At 70.1% G+C, this 16360-nt stretch carries 14 protein-coding genes; 7 read left to right on the top strand and 7 right to left on the bottom strand.

Translation table 11 applies throughout. From position 1 onward, the window contains the following. The 4 genes from VFO68_RS03790 to VFO68_RS03775 all read right to left on the bottom strand — a co-directional run. Positions 1-488, bottom strand: a 488-nt coding sequence (locus VFO68_RS03790; RefSeq protein WP_414635450.1) for an ABC transporter permease subunit, incomplete at its 3' end; no start/stop codon positions are given. A gap of 94 nt (positions 489-582) precedes the next feature. Further along, positions 583-1698, bottom strand: coding sequence for an ABC transporter permease (locus tag VFO68_RS03785; protein ID WP_325156722.1), 1116 nt, complete (start codon positions 1696-1698; stop codon positions 583-585). Next, a complete protein-coding gene (locus tag VFO68_RS03780) occupies positions 1698-3215 on the bottom strand; it encodes an ABC transporter ATP-binding protein (protein WP_325156721.1) in 1518 nt (505 codons plus the stop codon). The genes VFO68_RS03785 and VFO68_RS03780 overlap by 1 nt, the downstream gene beginning before the upstream one ends. 94 nt (positions 3216-3309) lie before the next feature. After that, a complete protein-coding gene (locus tag VFO68_RS03775) occupies positions 3310-4365 on the bottom strand; it encodes a BMP family ABC transporter substrate-binding protein (RefSeq protein ID WP_325156724.1) in 1056 nt (351 codons plus the stop codon). Between the two features lie 297 nt (positions 4366-4662). Between VFO68_RS03775 and VFO68_RS03770 the strand changes: the two genes are divergently transcribed. The 5 genes from VFO68_RS03770 (at position 4663) to VFO68_RS03750 (ending at position 10720) form a co-directional block, all read left to right on the top strand. Then, complete coding sequence (locus VFO68_RS03770; RefSeq protein ID WP_325156720.1) at positions 4663-5661, top strand: LacI family DNA-binding transcriptional regulator; 999 nt, start codon at positions 4663-4665, stop codon at positions 5659-5661. A 168-nt stretch (positions 5662-5829) separates the two neighbouring features. Continuing rightward, positions 5830-7182: an ABC transporter substrate-binding protein gene (locus tag VFO68_RS03765; protein WP_325156719.1), complete on the top strand. Its 1353-nt coding sequence runs from the start codon at positions 5830-5832 to the stop codon at positions 7180-7182. A 31-nt stretch (positions 7183-7213) separates the two neighbouring features. After that, the gene (locus tag VFO68_RS03760) at positions 7214-8113 is read left to right on the top strand and encodes a sugar ABC transporter permease (RefSeq protein ID WP_325156718.1); all 900 of its coding nucleotides are present in this window, start codon (positions 7214-7216) and stop codon (positions 8111-8113) included. Beyond that, positions 8110-9078: a carbohydrate ABC transporter permease gene (locus tag VFO68_RS03755; protein ID WP_325156717.1), complete on the top strand. Its 969-nt coding sequence runs from the start codon at positions 8110-8112 to the stop codon at positions 9076-9078. The genes VFO68_RS03760 and VFO68_RS03755 overlap by 4 nt, the downstream gene beginning before the upstream one ends. 19 nt (positions 9079-9097) lie before the next feature. After that, the gene (locus VFO68_RS03750) at positions 9098-10720 is read left to right on the top strand and encodes a glycoside hydrolase family 13 protein (RefSeq protein ID WP_325156716.1); all 1623 of its coding nucleotides are present in this window, start codon (positions 9098-9100) and stop codon (positions 10718-10720) included. Here the strand turns inward: VFO68_RS03750 and VFO68_RS03745 are convergent, their stop codons facing one another. Beyond that, a complete protein-coding gene (locus VFO68_RS03745; protein ID WP_325156715.1) occupies positions 10721-11068 on the bottom strand; it encodes a hypothetical protein in 348 nt (115 codons plus the stop codon). Between the two features lie 223 nt (positions 11069-11291). On the opposite strand from VFO68_RS03745, the gene VFO68_RS03740 reads away from it, so the two are divergent. Next, the gene (locus VFO68_RS03740) at positions 11292-12587 is read left to right on the top strand and encodes a D-alanyl-D-alanine carboxypeptidase family protein (RefSeq protein WP_325156714.1); all 1296 of its coding nucleotides are present in this window, start codon (positions 11292-11294) and stop codon (positions 12585-12587) included. A 10-nt stretch (positions 12588-12597) separates the two neighbouring features. Here the strand turns inward: VFO68_RS03740 and yhjD are convergent, their stop codons facing one another. Both yhjD and trpS read right to left on the bottom strand, forming a co-directional pair. After that, positions 12598-13617, bottom strand: a complete 1020-nt coding sequence (gene yhjD, locus VFO68_RS03735) for an inner membrane protein YhjD (RefSeq protein WP_325156713.1) — start codon at positions 13615-13617, stop codon at positions 12598-12600. Positions 13618-13632: 15 nt separating this feature from the next. Next, on the bottom strand, positions 13633-14646 hold the full coding sequence (gene trpS / locus VFO68_RS03730; RefSeq protein ID WP_325156712.1) for a tryptophan--tRNA ligase: 1014 nt from the start codon (positions 14644-14646) through the stop codon (positions 13633-13635). 196 nt (positions 14647-14842) lie between these two features. On the opposite strand from trpS, the gene VFO68_RS03725 reads away from it, so the two are divergent. Beyond that, positions 14843-16300 (top strand): S8 family peptidase, encoded by a 1458-nt coding sequence (locus VFO68_RS03725; protein WP_325156711.1) that lies wholly within the window; start codon positions 14843-14845, stop codon positions 16298-16300. Positions 16301-16360: the final 60 nt, after the last annotated feature.

The following is a 16360-nucleotide window of genomic DNA, read 5'->3' as shown; positions in this document are numbered from 1 at the left end:
GGGTTCTGCGTCAGCGGCACGAACACCAGCGACGCGAGGTACTTCGTGACGCCCAGCCCGAGCAGGGTGATCGCGACGCCGGAGACGATGTGGTTCACCGCGAACGTCACCGTCGCGACCGCGTGCAGCAGCCCGCCGAGGGCCCCGCCGACGGCGCCACCGACCAGCGCGGCCCACGGTCCCCACTGCCAGCCGGCCCAGCCCGCGCCCCAGGTCCCGAGGATCATCATGCCCTCGAGCCCGATGTTGACCACGCCGGCGCGCTCGGCCCACAGGCCGCCCAGCCCGGCGAGGGCCAGCGGGACCGCCGCGGTCAGCGCGGCCTCCATGGTGCCGCTGGAGGTGAGGTCGGTCGCGCCGGTGAGCACCCGGACCAGCGAGATGATCGCCATCGCGCCGAGTGCGGCCACCAGGTACCAGCTCGGCCGGATCCGTCCCCGTCGCGCGGGCGGCGCCGTCTCCACGCCAACGGTCAACCCCGTGCTCATGCCAGCACCTCGCAAGCTCGGAGCTGGCCGATCCGCCACCTCGCAGGCTCGGCGGCGGGGCTGTGCTCAATGGCTCGCTCGCAAGCTCGCTCGCTCACGCTCCCACCTCCTCAGGAACCTTGGTCGTGCCCAGTGCCTGGCCGACTTCTCGCTGTTCGAGCCGGACCCGGTAGCGGCGCACCAGCTCGTAGGCGACGACCACGGAGAGCACGATGACGCCCTGCATGATCGCCACGATCTCCTTCGGCACCCCGGACACGTCCAGCCCGTTGGAACTCGCGTCCAGCAGGCCCCACAGCAGCGCCGCGAACGCCATGCCGACCGGATGGTTGCGGCCGAGCAGGGCGACCGCGATCCCGATGAACCCGACGCCGGTCGGGAAGTTCAGCGAGTAGGAGTGCGCCCCGCCGAGCAGTTCCGGCATGCCGACCAGACCGGCGACCGCGCCGGAGAGCAGCATCGAGCCGAGCACCATCTTCTTGACGTTGACCCCGCTGGCCACGGCCGCCGACTCGGACAGCCCGGTGGCCTTCAGGTCGAAGCCGAACCGGGTGCGGGACAGGCCGAACCAGTACAGCACCCCGACCAGGATGGCCACCACGATCAGCCCGTGCACCGTCGCGGAGGTCGTGCCGGGGAACGGAATGCCCGGCACCTGCCCGCCCTCGGAGATCTCCACGGTGCCGATGTCGTTGCCCCGCAGCACCGCCAGCCGCTGCGGGTTGAGCAGGAACGCGACAAGGGCGGTGGCGATCGCGTTGAGCATGATCGTCGAGATCACCTCGCTGACCCCGCGGGTGACCTTGAGGAACCCCGCGATGCCGGCCCAGAACGCGCCGACCAGCATGGCCACGACCAAGGTCAGGACGATCCGCAGGAACGAGGGCAGCCCCTGCATGAACGACGCCCCGGCGAACGCGGCGGCGAGCATCGCGGCCAGCCGGTACTGCCCGTCCACGCCGATGTTGAACAGGTTCATCCGGAACCCGATCGCCACCGCCACCGCGGCCAGGTAGTAGTTCGTCGCGTTGTTGATCGCGATCACGGTGGTGCGCGGCCGCTTCGCCGAGGTCACCATCGAGTCGACGACGTCGGCCGGCGAGTGGCCGGTGACCGCCAGGATCAGCGAGCACACCAGGGCCGCGAAGACCAGGGCCCCGACCGGCGCCGCGAGTCCCAGCAATATGGACCGAGCTGATAACCGTTGCATCAGGCCACCTCCTCCGCCGCTCCGGTCATCGCGGAGCCGAGATCCGCCGGAGTGACCGACTTGGGATCATGGGACGAGACCAGCCGGCCGCGCAGGATCACCGCGAGCCGGTCGGACATGCCGATCAGCTCGTCCAGGTCGGCGGAGATCAGCAGCACGGCCAGGCGTTCGGCGCGGGCCCGGCGGATGTGTTCCCAGATCGCCGCCTGCGCGCCCACGTCCACACCGCGGGTGGGGTGCGCGGCGATCAGCAGCACCGGGTTTCCGCTCATCTCCCGGCCGACGATCAGCTTCTGCTGGTTGCCGCCGGACAGCGCCGCGGCCACCACGTCGATGCTCGGGGTGCGCACGTCGTACTCCTCGACGATGCGCCGCGTGTCCGCCTTGGCCGCGCGCCGGTCGATCAGCGGACCGCGCACGTTGGGCCGCCGGGTCTGGTGACCGAGGATGCGGTTCTCCCACACCGTCGCCTCGAGCAGCACCCCCTGGCGGTGCCGGTCCGCCGGGATGTAGGCCACCCCGGCCTCCCGGCGCTCCCGAGTGGACAGCTGGGTGATCACCTGGTCGCGCAGGCGCACCGAGCCCGACGACAGCGGGCGGATGCCCATCAGCGCCTCGACCAGCTCGGCCTGCCCGTTGCCCTCGACGCCGGCGATACCGAGCACCTCGCCGGCGTGGATGGCGAAGGAGATGTCGTCGAGCACGTTGCGGCCGTCGGCGTCGGTGAGGGTCAGCCCGGCCACGTCGAGCACCACGTCCGAGGTCACCGTCGACTCGCGCAGTTCCGGAACCGGCAGCGCGCTGCCCACCATCAGCTCGGCGAGTTGGCGCGCGGTCACGTCGCCCGGCTGCACGCTCGCCACCGTGGTGCCGCGCCGGATCACCGTGATGTCGTCGGCGACGGAGAGCACCTCGTCCAGCTTGTGCGAGATGAACAGGATGGTCAGGCCCTCGGCCTTGAGCTCGCGCAGGTTGCCGAACAGCTCCTCGACCTCCTGCGGCACCAGCACGGCGGTGGGCTCGTCCAGGATCAGGATCCGGGCGCCGCGATAGAGCACCTTGAGGATCTCCACCCGCTGGCGCTCACCGACGCCGAGATCGTCGACCAGCCGGTCGGGTTCCACGCCGAGCCCGTAGTTGGCGGAGATCTCGGCGATCTTCGCCCGGGCCGCCTTGAAATCCAACCAACCGCCGGATCGCGGTTCGTTGCCGAGTACCACGTTCTCCAGCACGGTCAGGTTGTCCGCCAGCATGAAGTGCTGGTGGACCATGCCGATGCCGGCGCGGATGGCGTCCGCAGGCGAATGGAAGGTCACCTCCCGGTCGTCTACCCGGATGGTGCCCTCGTCCGGCCGCTGCATCCCATAAAGGATCTTCATCAGCGTGGACTTGCCGGCGCCGTTCTCTCCGACGATGGCGTGCACGGTGCCCGGACGCACCGCGATGTTCACGTCGGCGTTGGCGACCACACCCGGGAACCGCTTGGTGATGCCGGTCAGCTCAACCGCATTAGACATCGCCACATCCTCGTCGCAGTCATCTGGTGGAGACCGTAACGGGCCCGGGGATACCGGCTGCCGGTAGCCCCGAGCCCGTCACACGATGGTGTCGCTACTTCTTGTCCGGCACCTTGATCTCGCCGGAGACGATCTTCGACTTGTAGCCGTCCAACTGGGACTTGATGTCGTCGATCTTCCCACCGCTGGTGGAGTAACCGACGCCGCCCGCCGCCAGGTCGTAGATCTTCTGGCCGTTGGCGAACTTGCTGTCCTTGACCGAGGAGATGAAGCCGAACACGGCCACGTCGACCTGCTTGAGCATGGACGTGATGATCACGTCCTTGACGTCGGCCAGCGCCGGCTGGTTGTACTGGTCGGAGTCGACGCCGATGCCCAGCTTGCCCTTGGCCTTGGCGGCCTTGAACACGCCGTTGCCCGAGCCGCCGGCCGCCGCGTAGATCACGTCGGCGCCCGCGTCGAACATGCCGTTGGCCGCGGTCTCACCCTTGGCCGGGTCGTTGAAGCCGGTGAAGTCCGGCGGCTGGGTCAGGTACTTGACCTGCACCGTGGCGTCCGGCTTGGCGGCCTTGACCCCGGCGGTGAAGCCGACCTCGAACTTCTGGATCAGCGGAACGTTGACGCCGCCGATGAAGCCGACGTTGCCGGTCTTGCTCTTCAGCGCCGCGGCGGCGCCGACCAGGTAGGAGCCCTCGTGCTCGGCGAAGGTCAGGTTCGCCACGTTGGTGGCGGTGCAGTCCGGCTCGAAGTCGTCGATGATGGCGAACTTGACGTCCGGGCTGTCCTTGGCCACCGCGCCGATCGCTTTGCAGTAGGCGAAGCCGACGGCGATGATCGGGTTGTAGCCGCCCTCGGCCAACTGCCGCAGGCGGTCCTCCTTCTGGGCGTCGGTCTCGCCGGCGGTCGCCTCGAGTTCCTTGGCCTCGATGCCGAACTCGCTCTTCGCCTTGTCCAGACCGCGGGCCGCCGAGTCGTTGAAGGACTGGTCGCCACGGCCGCCGATGTCGTAGGCCAGGCCGACCTTGAGCGCGGGCGCCGCAGCACCACTGGATCCGCTGCTGCTCCCTGAGTTTGACGGCTCATCCGTACCGCAGGCGGTCATGGCCAGACCCAGCGCAAGCAGCCCTGCGGCGAGCTGGATACCTCGCATTCGACGCAAGGCGTTCTCCTTCCGCGATTCCAGCGTCCGATATGCCGGACGCAACTTCATTCGCGAGACCGTACCCTGACCCGTGACGTGCGCTACCCGAGGCCACGGCCCGTGACCCAATCGTTGAAAGCGCCCGCCCGACGCACCCGTATGGACACACATGGTGACCAACCGCGGCGCAGGCGACACGATTGGTCTGTTTCCGGGACGAAATCCGACCGCACCGAGCCCTGAAACTGGAGGTGTCCTCGCAAGCCGCTGCCGGATTCTTGCAGTGGGTTGCCGTAGTGTTGCGGCGTGGCTGGACGGTTGAGTGAGGTTGCGCGCAAGGCTGGGGTCAGCGAGGCGACGGTGAGCCGGGTGCTCAACGGGAAGGCGGGAGTGTCCGACGCGACCCGGACGGCGGTGCTGACCGCGCTGGACGTGCTCGGCTACGAGCGGCCCACGAAACTGCGCGGAGACCGGGCCCGGCTGGTCGGGCTGGTGCTGCCGGAGTTGCAGAACCCGATCTTCCCGGCGTTCGCCGAGGTGGCCACCGGAGCGCTGGTGCAGCGCGGGTTCACCCCGGCGCTGTGTGCCCGCACCATCGGCGGGGTCTCCGAGGTGGAGTTCGTCGACATGCTGCTCGAGCACCAGGTGTCCGGGGTGATCTTCGGTGGCGGCGACTACTCGCTTGCCGACGCCGGGCACGAGCACTACCACCGGCTGCGCGACCTGAAGCTCCCGGTCGTGCTGGTCAACGCGGGCGTGGACGAGCTCGGCCACCCCCGGGTGTCCACCGACGACGCGGTGGCCGTCGAGCAGGCGCTCGGCCACCTGGTCTCGCTCGGGCACCGGCGGGTCGGGGCGCTGCTGGGGCCGGAGGGTCACGTGCCGTCCCGGCGCAAGCTCAGCGCGCTGCAGGCCGCCGCCGCGGGGCACGACGGGGTGGCGCACGAGGTGCAGCGGTCCAGCTTCTCCATGGAGGGGGCCCGTGCCGCGGCCACCACGCTGGTCCGGTCCGGCGTCACGGCGATCATCTGCGCCAGCGACGTGCTCGCCCTCGGTGCGGTGCGCGCGGTGCGCAGGCTGGGTCGCCGGGTGCCGGAGGACGTGTCCGTGGTCGGGTTCGATGACTCGGCGTTCATGAACTGCACCGACCCGCCGCTGACCACGGTCCGCCAGCCCATCGAGGCGATGGGCCAGGCCGCCGTCGACCTGCTGGTCACCCAGATGAACGGCGCCGCCGCGCTGCCCGACGAACTGCTCTTCGAGCCGGAGCTCGTGGTCCGCGGCTCCACCGCCCCCGCCCCGTAGTCACCCCACCCCAGGCCCCGGAGGTGCGACCGGGGGGATGCCGCGCGCCCATCTCCGTGATCATCCAGTTATTTCTATCTTCCGTTGAGTTCTTGCACGACACTGTTCCCGTTTGTATGGTCTGGGTCACAAAGTTGTCGACGCCGCTCCAAGGAAGGTGCTGGCGAAATGAACCGATCTACGTTGAGCCGCGCGGTGGGGGTACTGCTCGCCGGTGTCCTCGGACTGTCCGTGGTGGCCGGGTGCTCGCAGGACCCCGAGCCCGCCGCGGGTGGGCCGGTCACGATCACGGTCAACGGGCTGCCGCCGGGGACCGAGGCGGTCGACCGCAAGAAGTTTCTCGATGACAAGGCCGAGTTCGAGGCGGCCAACCCGGACATCAAGATCGATGCCCGGGAGGGGTACATGGACCCCAAGACCTTCGCCACGAAGCTGGCCGGCGGTCAGCTCGAGGACCTCTTCTACGTCTACTTCACCGATCCGGCCAACCTGATCGCCCGCAAGCAGGTCGCCGAGATCACCCCCTACCTCGACCAGGTGCCGGCGGCGGGCCAGATCCGGCCGGAGCTGATGAAGGTGTTCACCGGCCAGGACGGCAAGGTCTACGGCCTGCCCTGGCGGAACTACTCGATGGGCCTGCTGTACAGCAAGGCGCTGTTCACCAAGGCCGGGCTCGATCCGGCGAACCCGCCCAAGACCTGGGCCGAGCTGCGCACCGCCGCGCAGAAGATCGCCGCGCTCGGCGAGGGCACGGCCGGGTACGGCGACTACAGCAAGAGCAACACCGGGGGCTGGCACTTCACCGCCGAGCTGTACTCGCTGGGTGGCGACGTCGCGGTCAAGGACGGCGACACCTGGAAGGCCGCGTTCAACACCGACAAGGGCAAGCAGGTGCTCCGCCAACTGCACGACATGCGGTGGACCGACAACTCGATGGGCGAGCGCCAGCAACTCGAGTACGCCGACCTGCTCCAGCTGATGGCCGCCGGCAAGCTCGGCATGTACCTGGCCACCGGCGACAACCTCAAGGCGATCGTCAACCAGTACAAGGGCGACTACAACGACTACAACCTCGGCCCGATGCCGGACGGGCGGGGCACCCTGGCCGGCGGCGACGGCTTCATGTTCAACGCCAAGGCCGGCCCCGAGAAGATCCGGGCCGGGCTGCGCTGGCTGGCGTTCAAGTACAACAACCCGGACCGCATCGAGCACGACTACCAGTACGACGCGGCCAACAAGAACCCGGTCGGCCTGCCCGAGCCGAACATCTGGACCGGTGAGGCCGCCAAGAAGCAGCAGGCGGCGGCCACCAAGCTCGCCAACGTGCCGGTGGCGAACTACAAGCCGTTCGCCGAGGGCAGCGCGGACATCCCGCTCAAGCTCGAACCGCCGAGCGCGCAACAGATCTACGCCGTGCTGGACACCGCGATGCTCAAGGTGCTCACCGAGCGGGACGCCAACATCGACGCGCTGCTGGCCGACGCGGAGAAGCAGGTCAACTCGATTCTCGCCGCCGTATAGGGCCAGAACCGACCGAGAAAGGGGGCGTCCGATGGCGATCCAGCCGGCCCTGCGCCGCCACCGGCGCCCCCGCTCGGTCTCCGACAACCTGGTCGCCTACGCGTTCCTGGCCGGTGGGCTGGTCTGCTTCGCGCTGTTCTCCTGGTATCCCCTGGTGCGCGGCGTACTGCTGAGCTTCCAACAGGTCAACTTCGTCACCGACCCGGAGTGGGTCGGGCTGGACAACTTCGAGACGCTGTTCGCCGACCCGCTGTTCTGGACCGCCTGGCGCAACACGCTGCTGTTCACCGGTCTCGCGCTGGTCTTCGGGTACCTGCTGCCGCTGCTGATCGCCGTGCTGCTCAACGAGTTGCGGCACTTCCGGGGGTTCTTCCGGGTGGCGGTGTACCTGCCGGTGATGCTGCCGCCGATCGTGAGCGTGCTGCTCTGGCAGTACTTCTACGACCCGGGCAACGGCCTGTTCAACACGGTGTTGCGCGGCCTGCACCTGCCGGAGTCGGCCTGGACGCAGTCGCCCCGCACCGCGATGATCTCGCTGGTGCTGGTCGCGACCTGGTCCAACATGGGCGCCGCGACGCTGATCTACCTGGCGGCACTGCAGAACGTGCCCGGTGAGCTGTACGAGGCGGCCGAACTGGAGGGCGCGAGCCTGTGGCAGCGGCTGCGCCACGTGACCCTGCCACAGCTGCGGTTCGTCATGATCGTGTTGCTGCTGCTGCAGATCGTGGCCACGATGCAGGTGTTCATCGAGCCGTACCAGCTCACCGGCACCACCAACCCGGACACGATCACGGTGATGGTGCTGATCTACCGGTACGCGTTCACCGTCAACCACGACTTCGGTCTGGCCGCGGCGATGACCGTGCTGCTGTTCGTGGTTCTCGGAATGTTCTCCGCGGCGTACCTGTGGTTGACCAGGGAGCGCACATGACCGTCATCTCCTCGCCCCCCGCACTGCCGGCCGGCCCGCGGGCTCCGGCGCCCGGCCCGCCCCGGCGCCGCCGGCCCGGGATCGGCGGGCCGCGGACGCTGATCTCTCCGGAGCGGCTGCGCAGCCGGCGCGGCCGGGCGGTCTACTTCGCTGTGCTGGCCGCGACGACCGTGGTGTTCCTGCTGGTGTTCTTCTTCCCGCTCTACTGGATGATCACCGGCGCGGTCAAGCATCCCACCGAGCTGGCCCAGCCGACCCCCACGCTGTACCCGCACACCTTCCACCCGGAGTCCTATGTGGAGGCCTGGGAGCGGCTGAGTATCGCGCACTACTTCGTCAACACGGTGTTCTACGCGGTGGGGGGCTGGCTGTTCCAACTCGTCTTCGACGTGGCCGCCGCGTACGCGCTGTCCCGGCTGCGCCCGGTGCTGGGATCGCTGGTGCTCGGGATGATGCTGGCCACGCTGATGCTGCCGGCCAGCGCGCTGCTGGTGCCGGCCTACCTGACCGTGGCCGACGTGCCGGTCGTGCACGTGAACCTGCTGAACACGCCGTGGGCGCTGTGGCTGCCCGGGGTGGCCAACGCGTTCAACATCTACCTGCTGAAGCGGTTCTTCGACCAGATCCCGCATGAGCTGATCGACGCCGCGAGCATCGACGGCGCCGGCCGGCTGCGGGTGCTGGTCAGCATCGTGCTGCCGCTGTCCCGGCCGGTGCTCGGCGTGGTCTCGATCTTCATCATCATCGCCGGCTGGAAGGACTTCCTCTGGCCGCTGCTGGTGTTGCCGGACCCGGAGGCGCAGACACTGAGCGTGGCGCTGTCCCGGTTGTCGATGACCAGCCAGGTGGCGCTGAACGAGTTGATGGCCGGTCTGGTGATCGCCAGCGTACCCATGGTGTTGGTGTTCCTGATCTTCCAGCGCAGCATCCTCGGCGGACTGTCGGCCGGCAGTCTCAAGGGCTGACTACAGAAATGAGTCCAGTGTGTCCAGAGTAGACAATGCGCCGTGGTGGCGCGGCGCGGTGATCTACCAGGTGTACCCGCGCAGCTTCGCCGACGCCAACGGGGACGGAATCGGTGACCTGGCGGGCATCTCCGAGCGGCTGCCGTACCTGCGCGGGCTCGGGGTGGACGCGCTCTGGTTCAGCCCGTGGTACCCCTCGCCGATGGCCGACGCCGGGTACGACGTCGCCGACTACCGGGACATCGACCCGATGTTCGGCACCATCGAGCAGGCCGACCGGCTGATCCGCGACGCGCACGGCCACGACCTGCGGGTCGTGATCGACATCGTGCCCAACCACTGCTCGGACGCGCATCCGTGGTTCCGGGAGGCGGTGGCGGCCGGGCCGGGATCGCCGCAGCGGCAACGGTTCTGGTTCCGGCCGGGCCGGGGTCCGGACGGCGCGACGCCCCCCACCGACCTGCGGTCGATCTTCGGCGGCCCGGCCTGGACCCGGGTCACCGAGCCGGACGGCCGGCCGGGCGAGTGGTACCTGCACCTGTTCGCCGCCCAGCAGCCGGACTTCAACTGGAACAGCCCCGAGGTGCGGACCGAGTTCCTGGACGTGTTGCGGTTCTGGCTCGACCACGGGGTGGACGGCATCCGCATCGACTCGGCCGCCGTCCTGGTCAAGGATCTCGAACTGGAGGGCGAGACCGCGTACACGGACATGGACGGCGTCCACGAGATCTACCGGGAGTGGCGCGCGCTGACCGACGGCTACCCCGGCGACCGGGTGCTGATCGGCGAGGTGTGGCTGCCCGACCATCAGCGGTTCGCCGCCTACCTGCGCCCGGACGAACTGCACGCCGCGTTCAACTTCGAGTTCCTGTGCTGCCCGTGGGACGCCGGCCGGCTGCGGGCCGCGATCGACGAGTCGATGCTCGCCCACGAGCCGGTGGCGGCCCCCGCCTCCTGGGTGCTGTCCAACCACGACGTGACCCGGCCGGTCAGCCGGTTCGGACGGGCGGACAGCGGGTTCAGCTTTCCGGACCGGCTGCGCCGCCAGGGCCTGCCGCTGGACCTCGAGCTCGGCGCCCGCCGGGCCCGGGCCGGGGCGCTGCTGTGCCTGGCCCTGCCCGGCGCCGCCTACCTGTACCAGGGTGAGGAGCTGGGCCTGTGGGAGGTCGAGGACATCCCCCGGCACCTGCTCCAGGACCCGATGTTCCACCGCTCCGGCGGCACCGACCCGGGCCGGGACGGCTGCCGGGTGCCGATCCCCTGGTCGGGGGTCGAGCCGCCGTTCGGGTTCAGCCCGCCGGACGCCGGTGCGCCGCCCTGGCTGCCGCAGCCGCCGGCCTGGAAGGACCTCACCGTCGAGGCGCAGACCGGCGACCCGCACTCGATGCTCGAGCTGTACCGGGCCGCGCTGCGGCTCCGGGCGGCCGAGCCGGCACTCGGCGACGGCGCGCTGCGCTGGCTGGCCGCGCCGGCCGGGGTGCTGGCCTTCGCCCGCGACCCCGGCTTCGCCTGTGTGGTCAACCTCTCCGGCGGGGCGGTGCCGCTGCCCGACCACGAGGCGGTGCTGCTGACCAGCAAGCCGCTGGACGGCTCGGCGCTGCCGCCGGACACGGCGGCCTGGCTGCGCGTCCAGCGTCCCTGATCACCAGAAGACGGCCAGGCCGACGTTGAGGACGACCAGGCCGAGGAGGGTGATCGGCACCCACCGGGGCGGCGCCGTGGTGCGCAGCCGGAACACCAGCGCGATCACACCGATCGCGACCAGCACGAGGAGCTTGATGCCGAGCTTGGCGTTGTTGTAGTGGGCGCCGGTGGCCGGGGCGAGCAGTTGCAGGGCCACGCCGGTGACCAGCTGCAGGCCGGCGGCGTGCAGCCAGCCGACGGACAACCGGGCCTCGGCGCCGGCACGCAGCTGCACGAAGAACATCGCCACCAGCATCGCCATGCCCAGCAGGTGGAAGAAGACCAGCAGATCCCGTACGAACCCCACGGACTCTCCTCTTGTCGCGGTCCCGCCGCGCCGAACCGTACCGCGAGATGATCGTCCACGGCGGCAAGCCGAGGCTGCGCGTCCGGTGCAGGGACGACTACAAAGAGTTGCCTAGGTAATCCCCCATTTGGAGGCACGAAACACGACCGTGGCACGCCGGGCCATGAGGGGTGGCGAGCGGGCCGGTCACCGTTGGCCCTAGTCTGCACACGTGCGTTGCACCGTGAGCAGATCAGTTCCGGCCCTGGTGGTCTCGCTGTTCGTGCTGATCACCGCCGCCCTGTTCACCACACCGGGCGTCTCGTCGGCGACCCGGTTGCCGCGCAAGGCGCAGCCGGGCACCAACACCCCGACGGAGTCCGCGTGCCCGAACCGGGACGTTCCGCCGGCCCCGATCGACACCTCCGAGGAGCCCGCGCCGGGCGCCGAGCGGCCGGCGCCACTGCCTGTCCCGGCTGACCCGGTCGGCGGTCCCCGGATGGGTGAGTGCGGCCAGATCCACCCCTCCGGCGCCGCCGAGCCACCGCCGATCACCGCGGCGTCCTGGATCGTCAGTGACCTGGACACCGGCGCCGTGCTCGCCGCCAAGGACCCGCATGCCCGCGAACGCCCCGCCTCACTGATCAAGGTGCTGCTGGCGATCGTGACGATCCGGGAGCTCCGCCCGGACATGGTGGTGGTCGGCACCGAGGAGGACGCCAACCAGGAGGGCACCCGGGTCGGCCTCGGCGCCGGCGGCCAGTACACGGTCCGCCAACTGCTGTTCGCCCTGGTCATGCACTCCGGCAACGACGCGGCGCACGCTCTGGCCCGGGCCCTCGGCGGCGTGCCGGCCACGCTGGACAAGATGAACTCGGTGGCTCGCGAGCTCGGCGCGCTGGACACCCGCGCGGCCACACCGTCGGGCCTGGACGGGCCCGGCATGACCACCTCGGCCTACGACCAGAGCCTGATCTTCCGGGCCGCGATGAAGCACAAGGAGTTCGCCGAGGCGGCCGGCACCCGCCAGATCGACTTCCCGGGCTTCGCCGCCAAGCCGGGCTTCAAGGTCAACAACGACAACAAGCTGCTCCGCGGCTACGCCGGCTTCCTGGGCGGCAAGACCGGGTTCACCGACGACGCCCGGCACACCTACCTCGGCGCCGCCGAGCGGGACGGGCACCGGCTGGCCGTCGTGCTGCTGCGCGGCGAGCGCGCCCCCGGCCCGCTGTCCGACCAGGCGGCGAGTTTGCTCGACTACGGGTTCACGCTGGTCAAGTCGGGCAGCCGGCAGGTCGGCGAGCTCGTCGACCGGGCCCCCGAGGCTCAGCCCAAGGGCGACGTCAGCGGCGCCGACAGCGCCGAGCTGATGCCGGTCTCCGGTGGCAACACCACCGAGGACGCCGAAGCCGTCTCCCGGTCGGCGTTCGGCAACGTCGGCCTGCCGCTGGTGGTGCTGGCCGGGGTCGCCGTGCTGATCTCCACCGCGATGTGGTGGCGACGCCGCCGGGCCCGGGCCGTCCGGTCCGCCGCCGGCTGACCGTTCGCGCCTAACGCTGTCGTCTGCGCCGGTCCCACAGGACGCCGAGCAACAGCCCGGTGCCCAGCAGCGCCGCGCCGTCCCGGATCCGGGGACCCTTGTGCACCTCGACCACCGGCCGGATCACCACGGGCGAGCTCACCGCAGGCGCCTGGTCGAGGTTCTCGCGGGCGGTCGCCGTCCACGCGGTGACGAACAACAGCAGCCGGGACACCAGGTTCGCGAACAGCAGCAGGCCGATGATCGGACCGAACAGCTTCCAGGTCGGCGTGTCGGTCACGAACGACAGGAAGATCGTGGCCCCCTGCTTGAGAATCTCGAACCCGACCGCCATGAACACCGCGCCCCGCATGGCCGCTCGGGCGCTGACCCGCTGCCGGGGCAGCCGGGTGAGCACCCACAGGAACAACAGCCAGTTGATCACCAGCGACAGCCCGATGGAGGCCAGCAACAACAGGAACACCGCCCACCCGTCGTCGTCGAGCCCCAGCCAGCGCAGCAGGCTGTCGCCGAGCCCGGTGCCGAGCGTGGTGATGCTCAGCGAGACCAGCAACGCGAGCCCGAGGCTGATCAGGGACAGCAGGTCGGATAGCAGGTTGCGCAGGAACGGCCGGTCCGGGATGGCGTGCTGCCACATCGCGCTCAGCGCGTCGCGCAGGCTGGTCATCCAGCCCAGCCCGGAGTAGGCGGCGATCACCAGACCGACCACGCCGACCGAGGTGCGGGCGTTGATGGCCTGGTTGATCAGGTCGTTGATGAAGTCGGCGAACGCAGGCGGCGCCGCCTCGGTGATGCCCTGCTGGATCTCCCGCAGCAGTTCTTCGTTGCCGGCCAGGAAGAACCCGGCGACCGCGAACGCGATCATGACCATCGGCAGCAGCGAGAGCACGCTGAAGTAGGTGATCGCCGCGGCGTAGTGGTCACCGTTGTGCGTGATGTAGCTGTCGCCCGCGCGGATCAGGTGGTCGACGCTGGGCCGGTCGCGCAGTCTGCTCAGGAAGGACTTCCTGGGTGTGTCCTCGGCTGGCACCAGGCAGACGCTAGCTCAGCCGGCCGGGCGGAGCAGCCCCAGCCGGTCGTAGACGGTGCGCAGGGTCGCGGCGGCGACCTCGCGGGCCCGCTCGGCGCCCCGGTGCAGGATCTTGTCCAGCTCGGCCGGGTCGGCCAGGTAGGTGCGCACCTGGTCGCGGATCGGCGTGACCCACTCGACCAGCACCTCGCCGAGGTCCTTCTTGAGGTCGCCGTAACCCCGCCCCGCGTACTCGTCCTCCAGGTCGCCGATGGCGCTCCCGGCCAGCGCCGAGTAGATCACCAGCAGGTTGGACACGCCGGGTTTGCGCTCCGGGTCGTAGATGACCTCGCGACCGGCGTCGGTGACCGCCGAGCGGATCTTCTTCGCCGACGCCTTCGGCTCGTCCAGCAACTCGACGATTCCCGCCGGGCTGGACGCCGACTTGCTCATCTTGGCGCCGGGCTCCTGCAGGTCGTAGATCTTGGCCGCGTCCTTGAGGATGTACGGATCCGGCGGGACGAACGCCTTGCCGAACCGGGAGTTGAACCGCTGCGCCAGGTCCCGGGTCAGCTCCAGGTGCTGCCGCTGGTCCTCGCCGACCGGCACGTACTGCGGCCGGTACACCAGAATGTCGGCCGCCTGCAGCGACGGGTAGGAGAACAGCCCGACGCTGACCCGGTCCGCGCCCTGCTTGGCCGACTTGTCCTTGAACTGCACCATCCGGCTGGCCTCGCCGAAACCGGTCAGGCACTGCATCACCCAGCCCAGCTCGGCGTGTTCGTGCACATGGCTCTGCACGAACAGGGTGGCCCGCTCCGGGTCCAGCCCCACGGCCAGCAGCTGCGCGACCGAGTTGTGGGTCCGGGCGCTGAGCACCTTCGGGTCGTAGTCGACGGTCAGCGCGTGCAGATCGGCGACGAAATAGAACGCGTCATGCGTGTCCTGCAGCGCCACCCACTGGCGCAACGCGCCGAGATAGTTGCCGAGGTGAAAGGACTCGCCGGTCGGCTGGATGCCGGACAGTACCCGGGGGCGTTCGGTCGACACGTGCGGATTCTCCCAGAACGGAACCGCTAGCCCGCCGCCGCCCGGCCATTTTCCGGCCATCCGGCGGCTTGCCGGGCCTTCCATTGCGGTGGAAGGGTTTTGCCGCCCCGGTTCGCACATTCGCCAACCGGCGAGGAGTGCGACCCCCGTCCGTTGATGGAGGTAGCTCGTGCAACGAAGACTTCGCTTACGCGGCTTGGCGGTAGCAACCGTGCTGGCCTCGGCGGCGGCGCTCACCACCGTGGCGGCGACACCCGCGGCCGCGCAGGAGGGGCCGGCGGCACATTTCGCGGTGCTCGGACCCACCGGTGCGGGCCTGGCCAGGACCGAGGCGTCCGTCGTCGCCGCGGGCGGCACGGTCGTCAAGAGCTGGCCGCAGATCGGCGTCGTGATCGCCACCTCGCCGAGCATCCAGTTCGCTCAGGCGCTGCGCCGGCTCCCGGCCGTGCAGGGCGTCGGCGCGACCCGGGCGCTGGTCGAGTTCGTGCCACCGGCGCCGGCCATCGCCAGGGCCAGCAACGACCTGGAGGCGGTGCAGACCGACAAGTCGAAGGCGGGCGTCGGTCCGGCGGCGTTCGAGCCGCTCGAGGCCAACCAGTGGGACATGCGGCTGATCCGCGCGGACGCCGCGAGCTCGGTCTCCCCGGGCAGCCGGGACGTGCTGGTCGGCGTGCTCGACTCGGGCATCGAGGCCACCCACCCGGACCTGGCCCCGAACCTGGACCCGGCCAACTCGGTGGGCTGCCTGAACGGCGTGCCGGATCCGTCGCCGTCCGCGTGGGCCCCGACGACCAGCACGCACGGCACGCACGTGGCCGGTTCGATCGCGGCCGCGCGTAACGGCGTCGGGATCGCCGGGGTGGCGCCCGGCGTGCGGATCGCCGCGGTGAAGGTGGTCGACGACGACGGGTTCATCTACCCCGAGGCCGCGATCTGCGGGTTCATCTGGGCCGCCGAGCACGGCATGGACGCCACCAACAACTCCTACTTCATCGACCCGTGGTTCAAGTGGTGCCGCGACGACCCGGACCAGAAGGCCGCCGCCGAGGCGGTGCGCCGGGCGGTCGACTTCGCGGCGCGCCGGGACGTGGTCAACGTGGTGGCGCTGGGCAACCAGAACTGGGACCTGGCGCACGACGTGGTCGACCCCGGCAGCCCGAACAACCAGACGCCGATCACGCGGACCGTGGGCAACGACTGCCCGCAGCTACCGCAGGAGATCAGCGGTGTGGTCGGCGTGACCGCGGTCGGGGCCACCGCGCGCAAGTCGTTCTACTCCAACTACGGCATCGGTGAGGACACCGAGGTCGCGGCGCCGGGCGGGGACTCTCTGGTGATCCCGCAGACACCGGACGCCAACGGCCGGGTGCTGTCCACGATCGTGGGCGGTCGCTGGGGCTACGCCCAGGGCACGTCGATGGCCTCGCCGCACGCGGCCGGCGTCGTCGCGCTGATCCGCAGCACCCATCCGAACTGGAACGCGAACCGGGTGATCCGGGCCTTGGAGAGCCAGGCCGACCGGCTGGCCTGCCCGCCGAACCCGTACGACCCGACCGGTGACGGTGCGTTCCTGGCCACCTGCCAGGGCGGCGCGTCCGGGCGGGGCTTCTACGGAGCCGGCCTGGTGGACGCGCTGGACGCGGTCACCAAGTAGGCGGTAGACGACGGTGCCGCCCCCGGGAGGTCCCGGGGGCGGCACCGTGACGTATCAGGG

Origin of the sequence: Actinophytocola sp. (genome assembly GCF_035712165.1) — a bacterium.
GTDB lineage: Bacteria > Actinomycetota > Actinomycetes > Mycobacteriales > Pseudonocardiaceae > DASYTH01.
The sequence above is the reverse complement of the archived record's forward strand: the minus strand, read 5'-3'. Positions and strand labels throughout refer to the sequence as shown.

Excerpts from the sequence above, each read along its gene's own strand:
- VFO68_RS03775 (WP_325156724.1), bottom strand. The coding sequence starts at position 4,365 with ATGCGAGGTATCCAGCTCGCCGCAGGGCTGCTTGCGCTGGGTCTGGCC.
- VFO68_RS03760 (WP_325156718.1), top strand. The coding sequence starts at position 7,214 with ATGGCGATCCAGCCGGCCCTGCGCCGCCACCGGCGCCCCCGCTCGGTC.
- VFO68_RS03755 (WP_325156717.1), top strand. The coding sequence starts at position 8,110 with ATGACCGTCATCTCCTCGCCCCCCGCACTGCCGGCCGGCCCGCGGGCT.
- VFO68_RS03765 (WP_325156719.1), top strand. The coding sequence starts at position 5,830 with ATGAACCGATCTACGTTGAGCCGCGCGGTGGGGGTACTGCTCGCCGGT.
- VFO68_RS03780 (WP_325156721.1), bottom strand. The coding sequence starts at position 3,215 with ATGTCTAATGCGGTTGAGCTGACCGGCATCACCAAGCGGTTCCCGGGT.
- VFO68_RS03785 (WP_325156722.1), bottom strand. The coding sequence starts at position 1,698 with ATGCAACGGTTATCAGCTCGGTCCATATTGCTGGGACTCGCGGCGCCG.